The sequence below is a fragment of the Flavobacterium sp. AK-301 genome (assembly GCF_058310215.1).
In genome coordinates, this window is the sequence record NZ_JBZEES010000004.1 from 49,737 (window position 1) to 73,184 (window position 23,448).

Annotated in this window: 23 protein-coding genes and 1 other RNA gene; 12 read left to right on the plus strand and 12 right to left on the minus strand. The window is 31.5% G+C overall.

Annotated features, from left to right (window positions below; all coding sequences use genetic code 11):
• Positions 1-102: 102 nt before the first annotated feature.
• From AC4FQX_RS08165 to AC4FQX_RS08175, 3 genes are all read right to left on the minus strand, one after another.
• Positions 103-1,278 (minus strand): GlmU family protein, encoded by a 1,176-nt coding sequence (locus AC4FQX_RS08165; protein WP_491167197.1) that lies wholly within the window; start codon positions 1,276-1,278, stop codon positions 103-105.
• Positions 1,279-1,495: 217 nt separating this feature from the next.
• Entirely contained in the window at positions 1,496-2,692 is a 1,197-nt protein-coding gene (locus AC4FQX_RS08170; protein ID WP_491167198.1) for a glycosyl hydrolase family 18 protein, read from the minus strand.
• 458 nt (positions 2,693-3,150) lie between these two features.
• Positions 3,151-3,402, minus strand: coding sequence for a type B 50S ribosomal protein L31 (locus AC4FQX_RS08175; RefSeq protein WP_491167199.1), 252 nt, complete (start codon positions 3,400-3,402; stop codon positions 3,151-3,153).
• A gap of 278 nt (positions 3,403-3,680) precedes the next feature.
• Between AC4FQX_RS08175 and AC4FQX_RS08180 the strand changes: the two genes are divergently transcribed.
• From AC4FQX_RS08180 to AC4FQX_RS08200, 5 genes are read left to right on the plus strand one after another with little or no spacing between them, the layout of a single operon-like run.
• Positions 3,681-4,223: a DUF4199 domain-containing protein gene (locus tag AC4FQX_RS08180; protein WP_491167200.1), complete on the plus strand. Its 543-nt coding sequence runs from the start codon at positions 3,681-3,683 to the stop codon at positions 4,221-4,223.
• A 3-nt stretch (positions 4,224-4,226) separates the two neighbouring features.
• Entirely contained in the window at positions 4,227-5,183 is a 957-nt protein-coding gene (locus tag AC4FQX_RS08185) for a glycosyltransferase family 2 protein (RefSeq protein ID WP_491167201.1), read from the plus strand.
• Between the two features lie 41 nt (positions 5,184-5,224).
• Complete coding sequence (locus AC4FQX_RS08190; protein WP_491167202.1) at positions 5,225-6,952, plus strand: phospho-sugar mutase; 1,728 nt, start codon at positions 5,225-5,227, stop codon at positions 6,950-6,952.
• Positions 6,952-8,778, plus strand: a complete 1,827-nt coding sequence (locus AC4FQX_RS08195; protein ID WP_491167203.1) for an ABC transporter ATP-binding protein — start codon at positions 6,952-6,954, stop codon at positions 8,776-8,778. Before AC4FQX_RS08190 ends, AC4FQX_RS08195 begins: the two co-directional genes overlap by 1 nt.
• Positions 8,778-9,479 carry a hypothetical protein gene (locus AC4FQX_RS08200; protein ID WP_491167204.1) on the plus strand — a complete coding sequence of 234 codons (702 nt, stop codon included), beginning with the start codon at positions 8,778-8,780 and terminating at the stop codon, positions 9,477-9,479. Before AC4FQX_RS08195 ends, AC4FQX_RS08200 begins: the two co-directional genes overlap by 1 nt.
• 9 nt (positions 9,480-9,488) lie before the next feature.
• On the opposite strand, the gene AC4FQX_RS08205 is transcribed toward AC4FQX_RS08200, so the two are convergent.
• Positions 9,489-10,265: a hypothetical protein gene (locus tag AC4FQX_RS08205; protein ID WP_491167205.1), complete on the minus strand. Its 777-nt coding sequence runs from the start codon at positions 10,263-10,265 to the stop codon at positions 9,489-9,491.
• A 170-nt stretch (positions 10,266-10,435) separates the two neighbouring features.
• Positions 10,436-12,130 carry a M23 family metallopeptidase gene (locus AC4FQX_RS08210; RefSeq protein WP_491167206.1) on the minus strand — a complete coding sequence of 565 codons (1,695 nt, stop codon included), beginning with the start codon at positions 12,128-12,130 and terminating at the stop codon, positions 10,436-10,438.
• 196 nt (positions 12,131-12,326) lie between these two features.
• On the opposite strand from AC4FQX_RS08210, the gene AC4FQX_RS08215 reads away from it, so the two are divergent.
• The 4 genes from AC4FQX_RS08215 to rny all read left to right on the plus strand — a co-directional run bounded on the left by AC4FQX_RS08215 (position 12,327) and on the right by rny (position 14,696).
• Positions 12,327-12,617 carry a coiled-coil domain-containing protein gene (locus AC4FQX_RS08215; protein ID WP_491167207.1) on the plus strand — a complete coding sequence of 97 codons (291 nt, stop codon included), beginning with the start codon at positions 12,327-12,329 and terminating at the stop codon, positions 12,615-12,617.
• A 9-nt stretch (positions 12,618-12,626) separates the two neighbouring features.
• Positions 12,627-12,920, plus strand: coding sequence for a cell division protein ZapA (locus AC4FQX_RS08220; protein ID WP_491167208.1), 294 nt, complete (start codon positions 12,627-12,629; stop codon positions 12,918-12,920).
• Between the two features lie 54 nt (positions 12,921-12,974).
• Positions 12,975-13,080, plus strand: a non-coding RNA gene (gene ssrS, locus AC4FQX_RS08225) — 6S RNA.
• Positions 13,081-13,130: 50 nt separating this feature from the next.
• Complete coding sequence (gene rny / locus AC4FQX_RS08230) at positions 13,131-14,696, plus strand: ribonuclease Y (RefSeq protein ID WP_491167209.1); 1,566 nt, start codon at positions 13,131-13,133, stop codon at positions 14,694-14,696.
• A gap of 429 nt (positions 14,697-15,125) precedes the next feature.
• On the opposite strand, the gene xerD is transcribed toward rny, so the two are convergent.
• The 4 genes from xerD to AC4FQX_RS08250 all read right to left on the minus strand — a co-directional run bounded on the left by xerD (position 15,126) and on the right by AC4FQX_RS08250 (position 18,251).
• A complete protein-coding gene (gene xerD, locus AC4FQX_RS08235; protein WP_491167210.1) occupies positions 15,126-16,022 on the minus strand; it encodes a site-specific tyrosine recombinase XerD in 897 nt (298 codons plus the stop codon).
• Positions 16,023-16,277: 255 nt separating this feature from the next.
• A complete protein-coding gene (locus AC4FQX_RS08240; RefSeq protein WP_491167211.1) occupies positions 16,278-16,853 on the minus strand; it encodes an outer membrane beta-barrel protein in 576 nt (191 codons plus the stop codon).
• A 157-nt stretch (positions 16,854-17,010) separates the two neighbouring features.
• The gene (locus AC4FQX_RS08245; protein ID WP_491167212.1) at positions 17,011-17,598 is read right to left on the minus strand and encodes an outer membrane beta-barrel protein; all 588 of its coding nucleotides are present in this window, start codon (positions 17,596-17,598) and stop codon (positions 17,011-17,013) included.
• Positions 17,599-17,663: 65 nt separating this feature from the next.
• Positions 17,664-18,251: an outer membrane beta-barrel protein gene (locus tag AC4FQX_RS08250; protein ID WP_491167213.1), complete on the minus strand. Its 588-nt coding sequence runs from the start codon at positions 18,249-18,251 to the stop codon at positions 17,664-17,666.
• A gap of 427 nt (positions 18,252-18,678) precedes the next feature.
• Here AC4FQX_RS08250 and AC4FQX_RS08255 point away from each other — a divergent pair, with 427 nt between their 5' ends.
• On the plus strand, positions 18,679-19,236 hold the full coding sequence (locus AC4FQX_RS08255; RefSeq protein WP_491167214.1) for a porin family protein: 558 nt from the start codon (positions 18,679-18,681) through the stop codon (positions 19,234-19,236).
• 111 nt (positions 19,237-19,347) lie between these two features.
• The gene (gene aroQ, locus AC4FQX_RS08260; RefSeq protein ID WP_491167215.1) at positions 19,348-19,764 is read left to right on the plus strand and encodes a type II 3-dehydroquinate dehydratase; all 417 of its coding nucleotides are present in this window, start codon (positions 19,348-19,350) and stop codon (positions 19,762-19,764) included.
• A gap of 526 nt (positions 19,765-20,290) precedes the next feature.
• Here aroQ and murA read toward each other — a convergent pair.
• From murA to AC4FQX_RS08275, 3 genes are read right to left on the minus strand one after another with little or no spacing between them, the layout of a single operon-like run.
• Positions 20,291-21,598: a UDP-N-acetylglucosamine 1-carboxyvinyltransferase gene (gene murA, locus AC4FQX_RS08265; RefSeq protein ID WP_491167216.1), complete on the minus strand. Its 1,308-nt coding sequence runs from the start codon at positions 21,596-21,598 to the stop codon at positions 20,291-20,293.
• Positions 21,599-21,623: 25 nt separating this feature from the next.
• Complete coding sequence (locus AC4FQX_RS08270; protein WP_491167217.1) at positions 21,624-22,319, minus strand: DUF4290 domain-containing protein; 696 nt, start codon at positions 22,317-22,319, stop codon at positions 21,624-21,626.
• A 21-nt stretch (positions 22,320-22,340) separates the two neighbouring features.
• Positions 22,341-22,625, minus strand: a complete 285-nt coding sequence (locus AC4FQX_RS08275) for a DUF493 family protein (RefSeq protein WP_491167218.1) — start codon at positions 22,623-22,625, stop codon at positions 22,341-22,343.
• Between the two features lie 282 nt (positions 22,626-22,907).
• Here AC4FQX_RS08275 and AC4FQX_RS08280 point away from each other — a divergent pair, with 282 nt between their 5' ends.
• Complete coding sequence (locus tag AC4FQX_RS08280) at positions 22,908-23,444, plus strand: AAA family ATPase (RefSeq protein WP_491167219.1); 537 nt, start codon at positions 22,908-22,910, stop codon at positions 23,442-23,444.
• Positions 23,445-23,448: the final 4 nt, after the last annotated feature.

A 23,448-nucleotide genomic window follows, 5' to 3' on the forward strand; every position in this document is an offset into this window, starting at 1 on the left:
CTTTATTTAAATATAAAAAGCAGTCTGAATAGTAATTCAGACTGCTTTTTATATTTATACGTTAATTCAGATATTAGAAATAAAACTATTATGATCTGAATACTAATCTTTTCTCCATTTTTTAGTTTCTTCAAATACATGCTCCAGTATTCTTGCTTCCTTCTCATCAAATTCTATATTTCTACGAGCCATTACAACCTTAGCTGTTTCAAAAGCTTTTTTAGTAATATAGGTCATAAATCCGGAAGCACCTCCCCAAGAAAAGCTCGGAACAAAATTGCGAGGAAAACCACTTCCAAAAATATTGGTACTGACGCCTACAACCGTTCCTGTATTAAACATGGTATTAATACCACATTTACTATGATCTCCCATCATTAATCCACAAAACTGTAATCCTGTCTTTGCAAACCCCTCTGTTTCATAACTCCATAGTTTCACTTCTTCATAATTATTCTTCAGATTCGAATTATTAGTATCCGCTCCTAAATTACACCATTCCCCAAGTACAGAATTTCCTAAAAAACCATCATGTCCTTTATTTGAATAAGCAAACAGTACAGAATTACTTACTTCTCCTCCTATTCTACTGTGTGGTCCTACTGTAGTCGCTCCGTATATCTTTGCTCCCATCTTAACTACAGCTCCTTCACACAAAGCAAAAGGACCCCGGATAATGCTACCCTCCATTATTTCTGTATTTTTCCCTATATAAATAGGTCCTGTAGAAGCATTTAATGTAACAAAATCCAACTTAGCTCCTTCTTCAATAAAAATATTTTCAGGTGCAATTACATTAACCGTTTTTGGGATTGACTGTGAATAACGTCCTTCTGTCAGTAACTCAAAATCCTCTCGTAAAGCAATATCATTCTTAGAAAAAATATCCCAGGTATGTTCTATTTTAATACAGTCATTATTATATTCAATAATTTCATAAGTATCAAAATCGACCTCTTCCTGAGAATCCTCTGTATAAAAAGCAATTACTTCTTCATTTTGAAAAATAGCCTGATTAGGATTCAAATTACTAACCATTTCCGATAATATACTATTAGGAAGAAAAGAAGCATTGATCATTACATTACTCTCCATTTCCACCATTGGATACTTCTCCATTAAATACTCCTCTGTTAATGTAGTAGTAGTTAATCCTAAATATTTTTCCCATTTTTCACGAATAGTAAGAATCCCTATACGGATATCTGCTACCGGCCGCGTAAAAGTAAATGGTAATAAGGCATTACGCACTGTTCCATCAAAAAGTATATAGTTCATAAGAATTTAATTTTATCACAAAAGTAAATAAAAAAGGAACATGATAATTTAAAGAGAATTGAATCATCAATGGTTTCAAAAAAAACTGTCTGAAAGACAGTATATCTTCCATCAATTACTTTATAAAAAAGTAAAAAAGATATACTGTTTCTCAGACAGTCTGAAAACTTATAAAATATTATTTTAAGGTTCGTAATTCAACTTTACCTCAAAAAAATTATTTTTTAGTAAGAATATTATAGGATATTTTAGAATATTCAATCCCATCTACTTTTGAATCAAGAGAAGATCTCATTAGTAATTGCCAGAACATAACTCCATCACCTTTACCTGCTCTGTTTTGAGTTCCTCCTTTTACTACATATTTAGTATACTCTTCTACTTTTTCTTTAGTATAAGTATAATGTGGACCCCATGGTTCCTGAGGAACATGCATACCAAATGCTACTTTAAAACCATATTGATTACCATAATATGCGTATGAATCATACATGATTTCACGACCCTTGGCTGAGCCAACATTATAACCTTGAAAGGCAACAAAATCAAGCATATGACCTACTTCCTTAAACACAGGAATCATGTGACCCGTGGAGGTAAAGCCATATAATGAAATCGTATATCCCTCCTTGCTTGTTGAATTAAATTCATTAGTAGTTGATTCTCCCGTTACCTGAGTTCTTTTCTCATAAGAGTAAGGGGAAGCTAAATCATTATTATTAATTCCCCCTAGCGCTCCACAACCAGCTGGAGCACAAGCAATTTCATATCCAGATGATTTTGGAAGCAGATTTCGCATTTCACGAATCATAGTAATAAAACGCTCAACATTTTTTTTCTCTCCAATAGCCCCAAAACTACCATCAGGCTCAAAATCCCAGTCAACACCACCAAAACCAAAATCTTCCACAAAATCACGAATCTGTCCGTAATTTATATTATATGCGTCCCCTGAATTCCAATACGTCTCACCTCCAATAGAAAGAATAACTCTTGTTCCTTTTGCTTTCAGAATAGCAACTGTTTCTTTAAGCATATTACCACTGTAAGGAACTTCAAGACCAGTCCCTGTAATATCATAAGAGCCTTTTGTATACCTCATATTTGGTTTTACAAAAGATAAGAATACATGGGTAACTTCTTTTGGTAACTCTCTTAGCTTAGAAGAATTACCTGATGGCCAGTTCTCAGACCAAGAAGGAAAATAACCTATAACTAAAGCATCCCCTGTACTTGGATTTGGATTTTCTCCCGGTTTTTCCCCCGGATTATCCCCTGGTTTTTCTCCCGGTTTTTCTACTGGAAGTTCAACATTTTCATTCTCATCTACTTTTTCATTCTCTAATTCTGAATCCTTAGAACAGGATAAAAATAAGCTAATAATAATAAAGCAACATAATAGTTTGTTTTTCATTGTCTTTGTAAATTTTATTTTTAAACGCCGAAATATATTATTTAGTTTAATAAATCTAAACTATTTCATAATTTACCAAAGCAATGTACCGTAAAAAAAGACTGTGAATCAACTGTTTAAACACAAAAACAATGAAGGAATTGGAAAATTAACAAATAACATAAAGCATATAAATTTATTTTCCTTTATTAGGGGTAAATACAAAAAAATAATAAATTTATTTTTTTTAACAAAAGTTTATATCTTACAACAAGTAACTTCCCCTATATAAATTCTAAATCAGATCAGTAAACTATTTACCTGTCTGACTCATTTTTACACTCCGATATTACTTATTATAAATTCTGTACTAATTTTTTCTCTAGATTCTAACAACTCCTACTGAAAATGTGTCTAGTACTAAAATAAAAAAGCCTCCTAAAATTAGGAGGCTTTTTATATAATATATATAAACTAAATTATTTAGTGAATTTAGAGTATTTCGTTCTGAATTTATCAATACGTCCTGCAGTATCAATAAGTTTAGATTTACCTGTGTAAAAAGGATGAGATGTTCTGGATATCTCTAATTTAACAACTGGATACTCAACACCATCAACAACGATAGTTTCTTTAGTGTCGGCTGTAGATTTAGTAATAAATACATCTTCATTAGACATATCCTTAAATGCAACTAATCTGTAATTTTCTGGGTGAATTCCTTTTTTCATTTGTAAATTGTTTTTTTATTTATCCGCTGTAACCTACTATGAAGCTTTCTCTTTCAAAAAAGGTATAAATACGACTACAACTTCTTTCCTTTAAAATTTAAATTATTTTCAGTCTGCAAATTTACACTTATTTTTTAATAAACAAACAGATCGCTCACTTTTTTATCTAAGTATATAATACTGTTTATTGATAGTAATATATTACAGAATTTTAGCGTAGTATATTACACCATAAGTACGGAATTCCTATATTTGTAGATTATTAAAACCCTACAGGTATGAAAGAAACAATTTCACCATCAAAATCAGCAATCCAATTTGGAGCATTATTTGGCATTATCATGATACTTGAATTTGTGATATCTTATATTATGAATATAGACCCTAAAGAAAATCCTTCTATCGGAATAATCATAAATATATTGAATTTCATGATACTACCTGTTATATTGATTGCTATTGGGTGTAATAATTTTAAAAGAAACTATAATAATGGATTTATTTCTTTTGCACAATGTTTAAAAATCGGCGTTTCAATAACTGTTATCGGAGCTCTTATATTCAGCTTATTCAATGTTGCCTTTAATCTGATCTTCCCTGAATTTGTTGAAGAAACCATTAGAAAAACCAGAGAAGTAATGATAGAAAGCAACCCATCAATGACTTCTGAACAGTTAGAACAAGCAATAGAAATGACTAAAAAATTCATGAGTCCGGCTATTTCAATCCCGTCAACAATGGCGGTTTATGCTGCTATTGGATTATTATATTCACTTATAATAGGTGCTCTTATTAAAAATGATAAACCTACCGGATATTAATTCATGAATCTATCCATCGTCATACCACTTCTCAACGAAGAAGAATCACTTAAAGAATTGTATCAGTGGATTACTTCTGTAATGACTGATAACAAATTCTCATACGAAATCATTTTTATTGATGATGGAAGCACAGATCATTCATGGTCTGTCATCAAACAGCTATCTGAAGAAGATCTTTCCGTAAAAGGAATTCGTTTTCTTAGAAACTATGGGAAGTCTCAGGCTTTACATGCAGGTTTTGCAAAAGCTAACGGAGAGGTCATTATAACAATGGACGCTGATCTACAAGATAATCCGGAAGAAATACCTGAATTATATAATATGGTTGTGGATCAAGGGTTTGATTTAGTCTCAGGCTGGAAAAAGAAGCGCTATGATTCCGTTGTCACAAAAAATATACCTTCAAAACTGTTTAATTATGCTGCCCGAAAAACATCAGGAGTAAAACTAAATGATTTTAACTGTGGATTAAAAGCTTATAAAAACATTGTTATAAAAAACATTGAGGTTTCAGGAGAAATGCACCGTTACATCCCTGTTTTAGCTAAAAATGCAGGTTTTGGAAAAATAGGAGAAAAAGTAGTAAAACATCAAGCTCGAAAATATGGTTCTACTAAATTTGGAATGGAACGATTTATAAATGGTTTTCTTGATCTGATCACAATCTGGTTTCTTTCTCGTTTTGGAAAAAGACCTATGCATCTTTTTGGAGCATTAGGCTCTATTATGTTTGTTATTGGCTTTATTTCTGCCGGATATATCGGTTTCAACAAACTGTATAAACTATACCATGATCACCCTACTGTCCTGGTAACTGACAATCCTTGGTTTTATATTGCCTTAACAACAATGATAATAGGTACTCAGTTATTTTTGGCGGGATTTTTAGGTGAAATTATTCTACGAACAAAAAATAATAATGATAGATATAATATTTCAGATACAATTAATATGTAAAATATTAATTGTATTCTCAGAATTTTAAATGACTTATAAATATGAAAATAGAACAAAATATTTTAGACAAAGCAAACGTATGGCTTACCTCTACATTTGATACAACAACACAGGAAGCAATCAAAAAAATGATGACTTCTTCTCCTGCAGAATTAACAGAAAGCTTTTATAAAAATTTAGAATTTGGTACCGGTGGTATGCGTGGTATAATGGGAGTTGGTACAAATCGTATCAACAAATACACCCTAGGTAAAAACACCCAAGGTATTTCCGATTATATGCACAAATCTTTCCCCGGAGAAAAACTTAAAGTTGCCATCGCCTACGACTGCCGTCACAATAGTGACACTCTGGCAAAAATAGTAGCAGATGTATTTTCTGCAAATAATATTGAAGTTTACTTGTTCTCAGAAATGAGACCTACGCCAGAATTATCTTTTGCAGTAAGACATCTTCACTGTCATTGTGGAATTGTCCTAACAGCATCTCATAACCCACCCGAATATAACGGATATAAAGTATACTGGCAAGACGGCGGACAAATAGTTCCTCCTCAGGATTCAGAAATTATACAGATAATTGAAAAACTGAGTTATGAGAAAATTAAATTTGAGCCAAACAATAGTTTGATTCACTATGTAGACAAAACTATTGATGAAGCTTTCATCGAATCATCAATTGCTAATGCAAGTTTTAACACTCCTAAAACAGATAAAGAAAATTTAAAAATTGTTTTTACCTCACTTCATGGAACCTCTATTAAACTGGCTCCAAAAACACTGGAAGAAGCAGGGTATACCAACCTACATATTGTTCCTGAACAGGCAGAACCAAATGGAGATTTTCCAACAGTACATTCGCCAAATCCAGAAGAACCTGAAGCTTTAACCATGGCATTAGCTCTGGCTGATAAACTTGATGCTGATATTGTTATTGGTACAGACCCTGATTCAGATCGAATAGGAGTTGCCGTTCGAGATACCAGTAATAAGATGATTTTACTCAACGGAAATCAGACCATGGTACTGATGACACACTTTTTACTGGAACAATGGAAAAAGAACAATAAAATTACAGGAAAAGAATTTATCGGATCTACTATTGTTTCTACTCCGATGATGATGGAACTTGCAACAGCATATAATGTAGAATGCAAAGTAGGTTTAACCGGATTTAAATGGATTGCTAAAATGATTAAAGACTTTCCTGAACTGAAATTTATTGGTGGTGGAGAAGAAAGTTTTGGATTTATGGTTGGTGACGCCGTTCGTGATAAAGATGCAATTGCTGCTTCACTCTTGGTTTGTGAAATTGCTGCTCAGGCAAAAGCAAAAGGTAGCTCCATGTATAAAGAACTATTACAATTGTTTATTGATTACGGATTCTACAAGGAACATTTAGTCGCTTTGGTCAGAAAAGGTATTCAGGGAGCAGAAGAGATCAAACAAACCATGATCAACCTGCGTGAAAACCCTTTAACTGAAATTATCGGACTACGTGTTGTAATGGTAGAAGACTATCAGAGCTCTATCGCAAAAAATATGCTTACAAAAGAAGAGGAAACTCTGAAAGTTCCAAAATCAAATGTATTAATTTACTATTTAGAAGATGGAACAAAAATCGCTGCAAGACCAAGCGGAACAGAACCAAAAATAAAATTCTATGTAAGTGTAAATGAAAAACTTGATTCGTTACAAGATGTGCAAAAAGTAGAACAACAGTTGAACAAAAAAATAAAAGATATTATTACTGAACTTAAAATCAACTAATGAGTAATTTCAAGAAAATCTTTGCGTTCATCAAACCGTATAAAAAGTATGCTTATTTAAATATTTTTTTTAATATCCTATACGCTCTTTTTAGTACTATTTCAATGGTAGCATTAATACCAATGTTAACTGTTTTATTTGAAGAAGCTAAACCATTAACCATTAAACCTGTTTATAATGGTATATGGGGAATAAAAGATTATTTACAAGAATATTTAAATTATTTTATCACAACCTCAACACAGGAAAAAGGAATTCAATATACGCTAGCTACAATGGTAGTGGTTATTATATCCTTATTCTTATTAAAAAACCTTTTTAATTATTTAGCAATGTTTTTTGTTACATTTTTAAGAAATGGGGTTTTACAGGACATGAGAAATGCTTTATATAAAAAAATAATTCATTTACCATTATCTTTCTTTTCAGAAAAAAGAAAGGGTGATGTTATCTCTCGAATTTCCGGTGATGTGAATGAGGTGCAAACTTCCTTTTTATCAATATTGGAATTAATTGTAAAAGAGCCTTTAACAATCATCTTTGCAATAATAATGATGTTTAATATTAGTACTAAACTTACGTTATTTGTCTTCTTTTTTATTCCAATTTCAGGTTTTATTATTTCTAAAATAGGAAAAAGACTGAAAAAACAGTCTACAAAAGCTCAACAAGAACAAGGAGTATTCTTATCCACCATCGAAGAAACCTTAGGGGGTTTAAAAGTTATAAAAAGCTTCAACGCAGAAGGTTTTTTCAGTAAAAAGTTTCAGGATTCTACTTATCGCTTTTTTAAACTGTCAAACAGTATAGGAAACAGACAAAATTTAGCTTCTCCTGTAAGTGAATTTTTAGGTATCATGGTTATTGCTATCTTATTATGGTATGGAGGTCATATGGTGTTAATTGACAAAAGTATAACCGGATCAGCATTTATAGCTTATATGGCTCTGGCATATAACATCCTCACCCCTGCTAAAGCCATCTCTAAAGCCTCCTATGATATCAAGAAAGGTAATGCAGCAGCAGACAGAGTTTTAGAAATACTGGATGAAGAAAACCCTATAACAAGCAAACCTGATGCTATTTATAAAGAAGAATTCGAAAAAGACATAAAGATTAAAAATATAAACTTCCAATATGAACAGGAAAAAGTATTGAATGACTTTTCTTTAAATATTAAAAAAGGACAAACTGTAGCATTAGTAGGTCAGTCTGGTAGTGGAAAAAGTACTATTGCTAATCTATTGACTCGTTTTTATGATGTTCAGGAAGGAAGTATTTCCATTGATGACACGAATATAAAAGATATGAATCTGCATTCTTTAAGAAGCTTAATGGGATTAGTAACACAGGACAGTATTTTGTTTAATGACACTATCAGAGCCAATATATCTCTGGGGAAAGAAAACGCTACAGATGATGAGATCGTTGAAGCTCTGAAAATCGCAAATGCTTATGAATTCGTAAAAGAACTTCCAAATGGTATTGATACCAATATTGGTGATAGTGGAAATAAATTATCCGGAGGACAAAAACAACGTTTAAGCATTGCCCGTGCAGTATTAAAAAACCCTCCTATCATGATTCTCGATGAGGCTACCTCAGCTTTAGATACAGAAAGCGAAAGACTAGTACAGCAAGCATTAGAAAATATGATGAAAAACAGAACTTCAATAGTTATTGCACATCGGCTTTCAACCATTCAGAAAGCAGATGAGATCATTGTTATGCAAAAAGGAAAAATTGTAGAACAAGGAAACCATGAGGAATTAATAGCTAAAGACGGAATGTATAAAAAACTGGTTACACTACAATCTTTTGAATAATGTATATAGCTGATGATCAAATCAATTTACCAAAAAATCCAGACACAATTGTCTGGAAATATCTTGATTTATCAAAGTTTTTAGACTTATTATTATATAAAAAACTATTCATGTCACGATCTGATAAATTTGAAGATCAGTATGAAGGTACTTTTAGTGAACCTACTTTCGATGAAATAAAAAAAATAACAGAACACAACTCCGATTTTCTTGATTTTTATAAATCCCGCAGAAAAAATATAGTAATTAGTAGTTGGCATATTAATGAATATGAATCTTTTGCCATGTGGCAGATCTTTACTCAAAATAGTGAAGGGCTAGCTATTCAATCCACTTTAGGACGAATTCAGAAAGCATTAAAGCTCGAAAATCAATATGAACAACATATAGGTGAAGTGAATTATATTGATTACAAAAAAGAATTGACTCCTTTTGAAAACCCGTTTTTCCCCTTTCTCTTTAAAAGAAAAAGTTTTCAGTATGAAAGAGAGATCCGAATCATTTCAGATCTTACCACACACAATCTCCTCATTAATGAAGGAATAAAAATAAATATCGATATAAATCAGTTAATCGAAAAAATTTATATTCACCCTAAATCAGAAAACTGGTATAAAAACCTGGTTATCGAATTATTAAAAAGACTGGATTTTGATTTTAAAATAGAAAAATCAGATTTAGAAAGTGACATTCTAATCTGATTTTTCTATTTATTTTTTGTTTTTTTCTGTAGATAAACTATCATCTGTTGGCATATTTGAAACCGGATCATATTTCACAATCTCCCACTTCGGATCATTAAGATTTACATAATGATAATGCATCAAATCTTTTTTGTCAAATTCACCATTTTTATTTGTATCTTCAATGGTTCTAAAATATAACCTGCTGTTAGCTTCTATTACATTCCAGTCCACTAACTCATGATATTGTGGAGAAAGTTTTGTAAACTTCTTTCCACTAAGTGTACTAATATAAAGCGTTTTCACATCATTACTATCTAATTTCCCATCTCTGTTCGTATCTGTGTCAACAACAGAATAGATCAATATCTGACGCTTATCTTTCTCAAAAACAGTATTCAGAAAGGTTACGGTCTGGATTAAAATATGTTTATCTGTTAACGGTCTGATCGCTGTAGAATCAATATGTTGAAACTTCAGATTGTCTAAATATCCTGTTAGTTCAAAACGATTATAATTAGATATTGAAAAACTAACAAAATTACTGTAATTGGAAGACCCGAAAGATTTCTTAGATCTTCCTTCGTAAACTCTTACATCCCCAATAGGATAGATCAAATATTTTGTCCCTTCCATATTAACAGGAAGATCTGCCACCTTAATTTGTGTAGAATCTATTTTAGGTTCAATTACTTTTGTTTTCTGAGATTCCTCATAAATTACTTTTGGTCTCTCCTGTTCTTTTTTACAACCAGCCAACAATAAAATAGAAATACCAGCCAACACTATATTTAATTTTTTCATCTTCTAAATTATAATTATATACTTAATCTCCTAAAACCGAATATTTTGTTTTAACTTATATTACAATACTAATTAATAGTATCAAATATATAAATTTTTAAGTTAAGGTAATGAAGAATAAAATACTAAAATTTTCATACAAAATTTTCTGTATAGATAAAATTTATCTATTACTTCCCAGATCGGAAGAAATAAGTCTCAAATGTAGTTGAATTCCCTATATCATCTGTAACAACAACCTTCAGATCATTTCTGCCTTCTACAACTACATTATCATTAAAATAATGGATAATCTTCTTAGTCTTGTAATCATATTCCATCAAAATCCATTTTCCATTCAGGTAAGCATTATAATCTTTTATTCCGGACATAGAGTCACTAATTTCAAGCTCTAATGTACTTTGAGTACTCAACCGCTTCCCTTCTGCAAAATTAACTGCTTTTATTTTTGGAGCAATAGTATCCTTTACTAAAGCAAACTTTCCTAATGTTTTTACTTTTGCAGACAAGGAATTCCCTTTTAAGAGAGTACTGTTATACCCTATTTTTTTTCCACCAATAGAAGCTATAAAGGTTTTTTCTCTTTCTTCTTTTGACATCTTCTCAACATCAAAACTGATTGTAATATCTTTATGAACTGCAATAGTATCTTCTCCAAAAATCAAAACACCATCTTTAACATCAAAATCTACATAGAAATCTTCGTAAAAAGTATTAGCAGGAACAAATACAGAAATATTATCTTTTCTGTAATTATAATCATTCTTTGCTTTTATAAAATAATCTGTCTTTTTTATGTCTTTACACACAGGTAAAGTCTCTCCATCGTATTGTATAGGAATTGAAACTACTGTTGTATTTCCATTATAATCAGAAACTTCAATTCTATAATTGTTATTCATCATCGGTTTTACATCAATTATCCCATTTTCCTTTTTCGTTTCAATTATACTCAACGGATAAAATGTAGTCATAAAAAGTTCCTGATACCTCTGATTCATCCTTTTAAATCTGGAATAATCAATTAAAGCATTTACATAACGGCTTTCATCAAAAGCAAAAGTTTCAAACCGATATCCAAAGAAAGCACTTCCGTTTAAATAAGTCTGAACTTTATAAATCCCGTTTTTATTATAGTTATTGTTCCAGGTATCATATGTATTGATTCCAAAACCTATTTTCCCTTGTGCCAAAATTTTGGAACTTATATAAGTACCATCTTTTTGCATAGATAAACTGACCATTATAGGTTTTGAAGATTTATTAACTGTTGTACTGTCCCCCAGAGGATATGCTATAACTCCAATTACTGAAGGTTTTTTTGTATCCGGAATTTTTACATCAAATCCAAAACATAGCGGATTAATTATTTTTTCCGTCTTACTGTCACGGAATTCAAAATGTAAATGAGGACCTCCGGATCCTCCTGAATTTCCGGATAAAGCTATAATGTCTCCTTTCATTACCTTTAATTCAGCCGATGAAAGAAACATTTCAACCTCAAACGATTTTTTAGCATATTGCCTTTCCTTAACATATGCTTCTATTTGCGGAGCATATCTTGACAAATGTCCGTAAACAGTTGTATACCCATTTGGATGAGTAATATAAAGAGCTTTCCCATATCCCCATGTAGACACTTTTATTCTGGAAACATATCCATCAGCAGCAGCATGTACATCTAATCCTGTTCTTTGTTCTGTCTTAAGATCAAGTCCTGAATGAAAATGATTTCCTCTCAATTCTCCAAAAGAGCCCGAAAGCTGTAATGGAATAGTTAACGGAGAGATAAAATAATTTTTTGGATACTGATTTTGAGAAAAAAGAATCGAAGTAAAGAATAAAAAAATTAGAGAAATTTTCATATCAATCATTTAAACAAATTAACAAACTAATGTAATACAAAAAAAGTTGAAAAAACAATCTAAATGATTATTTTTAAACAACTATTAAACAACATATTACGGTAATAAAAATTAAAAATACAAAATTTAATCAAAAATATTGTAATAATTAAATAGTAATACTAACTTTGTGGTTAAGTAATGAAAGAGAACTAATATGAGTGAAATTACAGATATTGTTAATTCTCTTGAAAGTAAAATTCAAAAACTAATCCAGAAAATGGAAAGTTTAGAAAAAAACAATCAAGAATTAAGATCAGAATTAACCAGATCTGTTACTGTGATTCACACTCAATCGGAACAGATTGAAACAATGAAAACCCAGTATGGCACTTTAAAAATAGCGAATTCATTATTAGGTAGTGATGATAATAAAAGAGAGACTAAGCTTAAAATAAATTCATTAATTCGTGAAATTGATTACTGTATAGCACAACTTTCTGATTAGAAAGAAATTATGGACGAAAAGCTTAAAATAAAAATATCAATTGCAGACAGAGTATATCCTCTGACTGTAGATATGGCACAAGAAGAAGGACTAAGAAGTGCTTCCAAAAAGATTGATGCCATGATTAAGCAATTTGAAGAAAATTATGCTGTACGTGATAAGCAGGATGTATTAGCCATGTGTGCTTTACAGTTCGCTTCACAATTAGAACAAAAACAAATTGATAAATCTGCAATTGGGGAAGAAACCAATGAAAGACTTCAAAAAATGAATGATTTGCTGGCTTCTTATCTCAACAAATAAAAACGTTCTTTAACATAAACTAAAATACTGCCTACATTAGTTCATTTTTGGTAAACTCAACACTAACAAATTAAAATGAGTAAATCTTCATTTCTAAAGCATGCTGCCCTGAGCAGAAACTTGAACAGTGAGTTAGCTCAAAACTTGTCTTTACGAGTTTATACAATCACTCTAATGTAGGCTTTTTTTATATATAAACTAAACTAAAACATGGACAGTACACTAATAATTATAATTGCTGGCATTGTAGGAATTCTCATTGGATTTGGTATTGCTAAAATCATGGAGAAAAGCAATGTTTCTAATTTAATTAAAAATGCTAAAAAGGAAGCAGCTTCTATTTTAAAAGACGCAAAAGCAGAAGCGGAAACGGCAAAAAAAGATAAAATTCTGCAAGCAAAAGAAAAGTTTATTGAATTAAAAGCAGAACATGAACAAGTAATCTTATCAAGAGATAAAAAAATAGCAGAAGCCGAAAAAAGAACCCGTGATAAAGAGTCGCAAATCTCTAATGAGCTTGCCAAAACTAAAAAGATCAATGATGAAATTGAAGCCAAAATCGATGACTACAATACTAAACTGGATCTTTTAGAAAAAAAACAAACCGAAACAGACAGACTACACAAAAGTCAGGTAGAACAACTGGAAGTAATATCAGGTCTATCAGCAGAAGACGCCAAAAACCAATTAGTCGACAGTATGAAAAATGACGCTAAAAGTAGCGCCATGTCATACATACAGGACACTCTGGAAGAAGCTAAATTGACTGCCCAACAGGAAGCTAAAAAAATAATCATCAATACTATACAAAGAGTTGGTACTGAAGAAGCAGTGGAGAACTGTGTTTCTGTATTTAACATAGAATCAGATGATGTAAAAGGAAGAATCATTGGTAGAGAAGGAAGAAATATCCGAGCTCTTGAAGCTGCTACCGGAGTAGAAATTATTGTTGATGATACACCAGAAGCAATAATCTTATCTTGTTTTGATCCGGTAAGAAGAGAGATCGCAAGATTAGCGCTACATAAATTAGTTACTGATGGTCGTATTCACCCTGCAAGAATTGAAGAAGTTGTTTCTAAAACAGCTAAACAAATTGATGATGAAATCCTTGAAGTTGGTAAACGTACTGTAATTGATCTTGGTATACATGGTTTACATCCTGAACTGATTAAAGTAATAGGCAGAATGAAATATCGTTCTTCTTATGGACAGAATCTATTACAACACTCCAGAGAAGTTGCCAAACTTTGTGGAATTATGGCTGCTGAACTAGGACTGAATGTGAAACTGGCTAAAAGAGCGGGTTTACTTCATGATATTGGAAAAGTACCGGACACAGAAAGTGATTTACCACACGCAATATTAGGTATGCAATGGGCTGAAAAATATGGTGAAAAAGAAGAAGTTTGCAATGCTATCGGAGCACACCATGATGAAATTGAAATGAAATATTTGCTTTCTCCTATCGTACAGGTATGTGATGCTATTTCAGGAGCAAGACCCGGAGCAAGAAGACAAGTATTAGATTCTTATATTCAAAGATTAAAAGATCTTGAAGAAATTGCTTTCGGATTTACCGGAGTAAAAAATGCTTATGCTATTCAGGCTGGTAGAGAATTACGCGTTATTGTAGAAAGTGAAAAAGTAAGCGATGAACTGGCTGCAAGCCTTTCATTTGATATATCTCAAAAGATACAAACAGAAATGACCTATCCTGGTCAAGTGAAAATTACCGTAATCAGAGAAACAAGAGCTGTTAACATTGCTAAATAAAAGTTCCTCTTTTACAACAAAATAACCGAATCCTGATTTTTTAAATAGAATCAGGATTTTTTATGATTATTGAATTATTGGATGGTTCGATTTTTAGATTATTCGAAATAAAACCGAAACTAAATACCTAATTTATAAAAAAATAAATTGACAGGATTAAAATGTCTCGTTCTAAAAAAGATTATATAAATGTGTAAACCTATTTCTATACAACTCCTATTTATATGGTTGATAATAAAGTCTTTGAAAATAGATGGTTTAACTTCTCAAAATATAAAAAACCAAAATTGAGGCTTTTCAAAGATGTATTGGATATTCAACAATGTTTTACATTGTCATGTGATTTTAGGACAAGACTCTTCGCAGAACAGGGAGAATTGAATGCCAATCACAAAACGAACAGACAAACAATCTAAAAATCGACCTCAATTATTTTCTAGGATGAAATGTATTCACAACTTCTGACAAATACTTTCTGTCTAAATGCATATAGATTTCCGTTGTTGTTATGGATTCATGTCCTAGCATTAATTGTATGGATCGCAGATCTGCTCCGTTTTCTAATAAATGAGTAGCAAAAGAATGTCTGAAAGTATGCGGGCTAATCGTTTTATTTAAATCTATCTTTTTAGCAAGATCTTTTATAATCGTAAACACCATTGCTCTCGAAAGCTGCTTTCCTCTTCTGTTAAGAAACAATGTATCTTCATGCCCTTTCTGGATATTTAAGTTACTTCTAATCGATCTTCTGTAAATTGTGATATACTTTTGCGCTACAGCTCCAATAGGCACAAAACGCTCTTTATTTCCTTTTCCCAGAATCTTAATAAAACCTTCCTCAAAAAACAGATCTGAGATCTTTAAACCAACCAACTCAGATACGCGAAGACCACAACCATATAATGTTTCCAGCATAGCCCTGTTTCTCTCTCCTTCAGGAAATCCTAAATCTATAGCTACTATAAGCTTATCTATTTCTGTAACGGATAATGTATCTGGAAGCTTTCTTCCAGTTTTAGGAATCTCTACAAGCTCTAATGGATTATCTTCTCTGTAATCTTCAAAAATGATATAATTAAAAAAACTTTTTAATCCGGAAATGATCCTGCTCTGAGAACGAGCATTTAGTTCCTTTGCAACCTGATAAATAAATTGTTGCAACACTTCTTCTGATATAGTAACTGGAGAGACATCCATCTTATTTTCTAATAAATAAGTACACAAACGAGCAATATCATAAGAATAATTATCTATTGAATTCTGAGATAATCCTCTCTCTATTTTCAGATAAGACTGATAATCTTTAATATAACCGGACCAATTCATAAACAGAATAATATATTGACAATGAAACAGAATATATCTTAAACAAAATTAATATCTTTTATTACTATTTTTCAGCACAATATACAACTACAAAAATTTTAATCAAGTAAAATTAAATTAAATTAAATAATTCAGATTGATTCTAAAGTTAATCTATAAATAATATAATAATTTAAAACAATAAATTAATTAATATACATAAAAAAAACATCCTTGAATTACCTCAAGGATGCTTTAATTATTTTTTTAATAAAATTAGAATTTATAAACTAATCCTAATTTGATCTCTCTTAAATCAAAACCAAAATTAAACTCTTTAGTTCTGTCAGTTCCATCTGCTTTTGCTGTATTATAACCAAACAAACCAAATGATGCTTCAAGAGCAAAATTATTAGAAACAAAATAACTGATACCTGGAGCTAAGCCTATATTGACACCATCTGATTTCACATCGCTGCCAATAAGCTGTTCTGTTTTAGAATGTCCATAACCAACTGCCAGTTCTCCAAATAAAGAAAATGGATTCGCCGGAGTGAGATAATATCTACCGAAAACCTCTGCTGAAAATGTTGTTGATTTTAAGTCCAGTTGATTTTTATTATGTTCAAAACCTAAACCAACACCTACAGCAATGTTATTCGTTAAAAAATAACCCGCCTTAGGAGAGATTGCAAAACCATCTGTTTTAACATCTCCCGTTTTGGTTGAATTAAAATTTACAGCGCCGGACGCAAAAGCATCTCCCTGAGAAAACCCCTTGCCTTGTTCTTCTTGTGCACTAACAAATCCAAATGCCATTATTGCAATAGCTGAAAACACTATTTTTTTCATAATTATACATTTTATTAGTTAATATACTACAAAGGTATATAAAAAAACAATCCCAAACCGAAAATATTTTCAGTTTAGGATTATTTTTATAATAAAAAACATCCACTATTAGTGGATGTTTTTATATTTCTAAATCTTAATCTTTCAATTATTAAGATTAGAATTTGTAAACTAAACCGAATCTAACTTCTGTTAAGTCAAGACCGAAATCATAGTTATTAGCACTTTTTCCACCTTTTGGTTTGCTATTTGTATATTCAAAAGCACCAAATGAAGCTTCAATTGCAAAATTACTAGAAACGAAATAGCTAATACCAGGAGCAAATCCTACATTAAAGCTATTAGTTTTAAGATCGTCAATTCCAGCACCTAATTCTTGTTTAGAGTGACCATATCCAACTGCTAATTCTCCAAATACAGAAAATTTGCTTGCAGGAGTAGCATAATATCTACCAAAAACTTCAGCACCGTAAGTTGTAGTTTTTAATTTTGAAGCATCTTTATCTTGTCCAAAAGTTAAACCAACACCAACAGCTATATTATCACTTACAAAGTAACCAACTCTTGGAGAAACTTCAAAACCATCCGTTTTTACATCTCCAGTTTTAGTAGAATTAAAGTTTGCAACTCCAGAGATAAATAAATCCCCATTAGCAAAACCATGTGTAGTAGTAGTTTCTTCTTCTTGTGCACTTGCAAAACCAAACGCCATTAAAGCAACGGCAGAAAATATCAATTTTTTCATTTTAATTATTTTTATTAGTTATTATTATTCAAAATTAAATAATATTCTTGAAAATAAATTTTCGATTAGAATTTGTATACTAATCCTAATTTAATTTCTTTTAAGTTAAGACCTAAATCAAATTTATCTGTTTTAGGCTGATCTGCTACGTGATTAGCCGGTTTAGATGTATTGTACTCAAACAAACCAACAGAAGCTTCTAATGCAAAATTTTTAGAAACAAAATAGCTGATACCTGGAGCAAATGCTACATTGAAACCTTCAGTATTATCATGTCCACCAACAAGGTTAGTATCCACTCTATCACTTCTGAAACCTGCTGCTAACTCTCCAAACAGAGAAAACTGATTTGCCGGAGTAACATAATATCTACCAAAAACATTTGCTACAAACTCTTGTGTTTTCTGTTTGTTTTCAGCTTTAACTTCTCCAACGCTTAAACCAACACCCACAGCAACGTGGCTTGACACAAAATAACCAACTTTTGGAGAAATTTTAAATCCACTATTTTCAGAACCATCTGCGTTCTCAGTAAATTTTAAATTAACAGCACCAGAAATAAAGACATCTTCCTTAGAAAATCCAACTTTTTCCTGTGCAGTAGCAATTCCAAAAGTAAATACAGCTACAGCTGCAATTAAAACCTTTTTCATAATTATTACTTTTTAGATTAATTTTATTCTAGACAAATTTATTAATTATAAAACAGGAAACAACCGGATTTTTTTTTATTATACTTTTTAATCTATTAACGTTAATTTTACATAAAACAAAACATAAAAAACACAATAAACAATCGTTTTTAATAATCAAAAGTGTGTTTTTTTAAATTTTAAACACTCTTATTCATCAATAAAAAGTTATAAAAATCAACTTTAGTAAGGAAATTACGCTCAAATCACTAGTGAAAACAAAAATCAACATCAAAACAAACGTAAAAGAAGCTCAAAACCCACTCTCTTAAATCCTAATTAACATAATCCATATAAAACTTCTTTATTTAACAAAACCCTTTAATGAATACTAAAATTTATGTAATTTCGTTTCTGTTAATAAGTAACCCCCTAAAATCTTTATATTATGAAAAAGTTATTTTTACTGACAATACTACTAATCTCTAGTATTGCAACTGTACAAGCTCAGCTTTTAAAGTTTGGTGTGAAAGCTGGTGTTAACTTTGCAAACCTAAACGGAGGTCCCTCAGGTATTGATTATAAATCTTTAACCAGCTATCATGCGGGTGTTGTTGCAGAAGTTAAACTACTAGGAGGTTTCTCTATACAACCTGAACTTTTGTATACTACTCAGGGAGCCACAGCAAAATTTAGCGATGCTGTTAGTGACTTTAAGAAAAAAACAGCTTATATCTCTATACCTGTAATGGCAAAATATTATCTTATTTCTGACAAATTAAGTATTGAAGCCGGCCCTCAGTTCTCTTTTTTAACAAGCGAGAAAGACAATGTTAAGATAGGTGACAGTAATACTTTCGATTTCGCTATTGGAGGTGGTTTGGGACTGAATATTACAAAAAGTCTGTTCGCCCAAGCAAGATATACCATTGGTTTAACAGATGTTCAAGCTAATACTGATGTGAAAAACTCTGTATTTCAGCTTTCTTTAGGTTATTTTTTCTAAAAAAACAACCTAAAGATTTATAAAGTCATCAGGATAGATTCCTGATGACTTTTTTATTTAGTAAAACTATTTTATTAAACTAAATAATTACTTTTACAAAAAACGAACCTGATGAAAATTATAATAATAAATGGTCCTAATCTGAATCTACTAGGCAAAAGAGAACCTGAGATTTACGGAAGTCAAACATTTAATGATTATTTCCAGATACTGAAAACTAAATTCCCTTCTGTTTCTTTTGATTATTTTCAAAGTAATATAGAAGGTGAAATTATTGATAAAATTCAAGAAACCGGATATAGTTATGATGGCATCATTCTAAATGCAGGAGCCTATACGCACACTTCTATAGCCATTGGGGACTGTATTAAAGCAATTACAACTGCAGTAATCGAGGTACATATTTCAAATACCTTTTCCAGAGAAGATTTCAGACATCAATCTTATATTTCGCCTGTTGCAAAAGGTGTTATTCTTGGTTTTGGTCTACAAAGTTATGAACTGGCTGTTACTTCTTTTTTAAAATGAATCGACCATTAGATGGTACGATTTTTAGATTGTTCGAAGAACTGAACCAGAACGTACCATTCAATAATCGATTAACAAACAAACTTATTAACCAACACAACAAATAACCTTTAGAGAATTCGAACAATCCAAAAATCCAAAAATCGAACCATCTAAAAGTTATAATCTTACGATTTTAGCTCCTAAAGCCCCCGCTGGCGCGAGCATCTTGCTCGTGACCACATAAAACTATTTCCTAAAGTTAAAATAAACTAAAACATTACGAACTAGGACACGAGCAAGATGCTCGCGCCAACAGAGGAAGATGTTCATTTTGAATATCTTTCCACATTTTTACCCTTTTGTGTAAACTTATTTCTATACAACTCCTATTTTATATCGTTGAGAATAAAGTCTTTGAAAACAGATTATTTAATGCCTCAAAATATAAAAAATTAAAATTGAGGCTTTTCAAAGTTGTATTGGATATTCAACAATGTTTTACATTGTCATGTGATTTCAGGACAAGACAATATAATTTAGTAGATTATAGTCTGACGATTTTAGCTCCCAGAGCTCTTAATCTATCATCAATATTTTCATATCCTCTGTCAATCTGTTCAATATTCTGAATGGTACTTGTACCTTTTGCTGAAAGTGCTGCTATTAATAACGCGATACCTGCTCTGATATCCGGAGAGGACATTGTTGTTGCTTTTAACTGAGATTTAAAATCATGTCCGATAACGGTTGCACGATGTGGATCACATAAAATGATCTTGGCTCCCATATCAATCAGTTTGTCAACAAAGAACAAACGGCTTTCAAACATCTTCTGATGGATTAAGATACTTCCTCTTGCCTGTGCTGCTACTACAAGAACAATACTCAGTAAATCCGGAGTAAATCCTGGCCAGGGAGCATCTGCAATAGTTAAAATAGACCCATCTATATAACTCTGAATTTCATATCCGTCTTTATGTGCGGGAATATAAATATCGTCTCCTCTTCGTTCTAATGTAATTCCCAATTTCCTGAAAGTACCCGGAATAACACCTAAATTCTCCCAACTTACATTTTTTATTGTAATCTCACTTCGTGTCATCGCAGCCAGACCAATCCAGCTTCCTATTTCGATCATATCCGGAAGAACAGTATGCTCACATCCTATTAACCCCTCTACTCCTTCTATTTTCAACAAGTTGGAGCCTACTCCTGAAATCTTAGCTCCCATGGAATTCAACATTTTACAGAGCTGTTGTAAATAAGGTTCACAGGCTGCATTATAAATTGTTGTTGTTCCTTCGGCTAAAACAGCAGCCATAACAATATTTGCTGTTCCTGTAACAGAAGCTTCATCCAGTAGCATATAAGCTCCTTTCAGTTTTTCTGCTTCTACTCCATAGAAATAATCTTCTTTATTATATCTGAATTTTGCACCTAAATTAATAAAACCCTCAAAATGAGTATCTAATCTTCGTCTTCCTATCTTATCTCCTCCGGGTTTTGGAATATATCCTCTTCCGAATCGGGCTAAAAGGGGACCAACAATCATTATAGAACCTCTTAATTCGCTACCTTCTTTTCTGAAAGCTCCTGATTCCAAATATTCTAAATTAACGTCATCTGCCTGAAAGGTAAAAGAGCCTTTTCCGTTTTTTTGTATTTTCACTCCCAGATTACCTAATAATGCAATCAGTTTGTTTACATCAATAATATCCGGAATATTATTAATCGTTACTTTTTCCGGTGTCAAAAGAACTGCACATAAAATTTGTAATGCCTCATTTTTTGCACCTTGTGGTGTAATTTCACCTTTTAAGTGAACGCCTCCTTCAATTTTAAAAGTTCCCATATTGATTATTAAAAATTAAGGTTTTCTAGTTGTATTTTTTATTATTGTTATTGTTCGGATTATTATTATTTCTGATATTCTTAGGTTTTTGCTGATTGTTTTGCTGAATCTTATTGGAAAGACGTTTATTAGTACGCATCAAATCACTTGAATTGGACAACTCTTCTGCTGATTTTAATAAATCTATTTTTCCATCTGACAATTCATATAAATGTTGAAATATAACCTCATCTTTTACCGTATCTTTATTCCAGCTCAGATATGATTTTTTCATATGATTTGCTATCACAATAACTAGAGCATTTTTCAACTCTCCTTCTTCCCATTTATTAGCAACATCAATCATGAATTTAATATTGTTTCCATAAAACCGGTATCTCGGGAAATTCTGAGGATATTTTAAGATCTCCGGCTTTTGCTGTAATAATTCACGTGAAGGAATTGGATAAGGAGACTCCACATCCAGTTTAAAATCAGACATTATAAACAGCTGATCCCATAATTTATGTTGGAAATCCGGAACATCCCTTAAATGGGGATTTAAATTCCCCATTACATAAATAATATATCTTGCTGCTTTATTTCGTTCAGTCTTATCTTCAATTACAGTAGCCTGATCAATTAGTTTTTGCAGATGACGTCCGTATTCCGGAATAATTAAATGAGGTCTTTCTGCATTATATTCCAGATGCGCAACAGCATCGTTCGGGTTTTCTTGCATAATCTAAATTAAGTTGATTCTTTAGAGAGAGACAATCCCCTCTATTTTTGACATTTTAATATATTTTTCAATAACACTATCAGGATCTTTCATTCTGACATTAATAGAAACACTTGTATATTTCCCTGTTTTCGATTCTTTTGTTTCAATAACTGCCCCCATACTATTAAAAGAATTTTCTATACTTTCAATCTTCTCTTTTTCTGAGGGAACTATAAATTTGAATAAATATTCTGAAGGCCATTCACTTGTATCTTCAAGCTCTTCTCGTAATCTCTTGTAGAATTCTTCTGTTTTCTTATCCATATGGTACTAAAAATATCAGCAAATATACAGTTTTACAAATCTTTTTTAATAGAACATCTGTAAATTATTTTGATTATCTCTTCAAATCTACGCAAACAGTAACAGCTTAAGGATTACTGTTTAAACTATTTACAACATTAAAAACATCTGAATTTTATAAATATACGTAAAACTTTGGACTTTAGAGAACATACCTAAATCTTCAAATCCTACATTTTAAGTCTGTATATCGTTCTCTATTCAAAAAATGTTAAGTAAATTTGCACCTTATTTTTTCAAAAAATGAACAAGGAGATTATAGTCATTATTGGAGGACCCGGAACCGGAAAATCCACGATCATCGACAGATTGACAGAAAAAGGATACTGTTGTTATCCTGAGGTTTCACGTGAAGTTACCTTAGAAGCCAGAAAAAAAGGTTCTGAACAGTTGTTTCTTGAAAAACCTCTTTTGTTTAGTGAAATGTTATTGGAAGGAAGAAAAAAACAATTCAAAAATGCTCAGAAAGAAAACAGTTCTATCGTTTTTCTGGACAGAGGAATACCTGATGTTTTAGCGTATATGCATTATATTGACGATACCTATCCGACACATTTTGATCAGGCGTGTAAAGAGCATAAATACACAAAAGTCTTTATATTACCACCCTGGGAAGAAATCTACACTGTTGATGATGCCCGATATGAGAACTATGAACAGGCAACACAGCTCTACCGTTTTTTGAAGGAAACCTATATAAACTACGGTTATGATCTGATTGAAGTACCTAAAGACACTGTGGATAACAGAATTATTTATATCTTAGGGCATATTTCTTAAACAG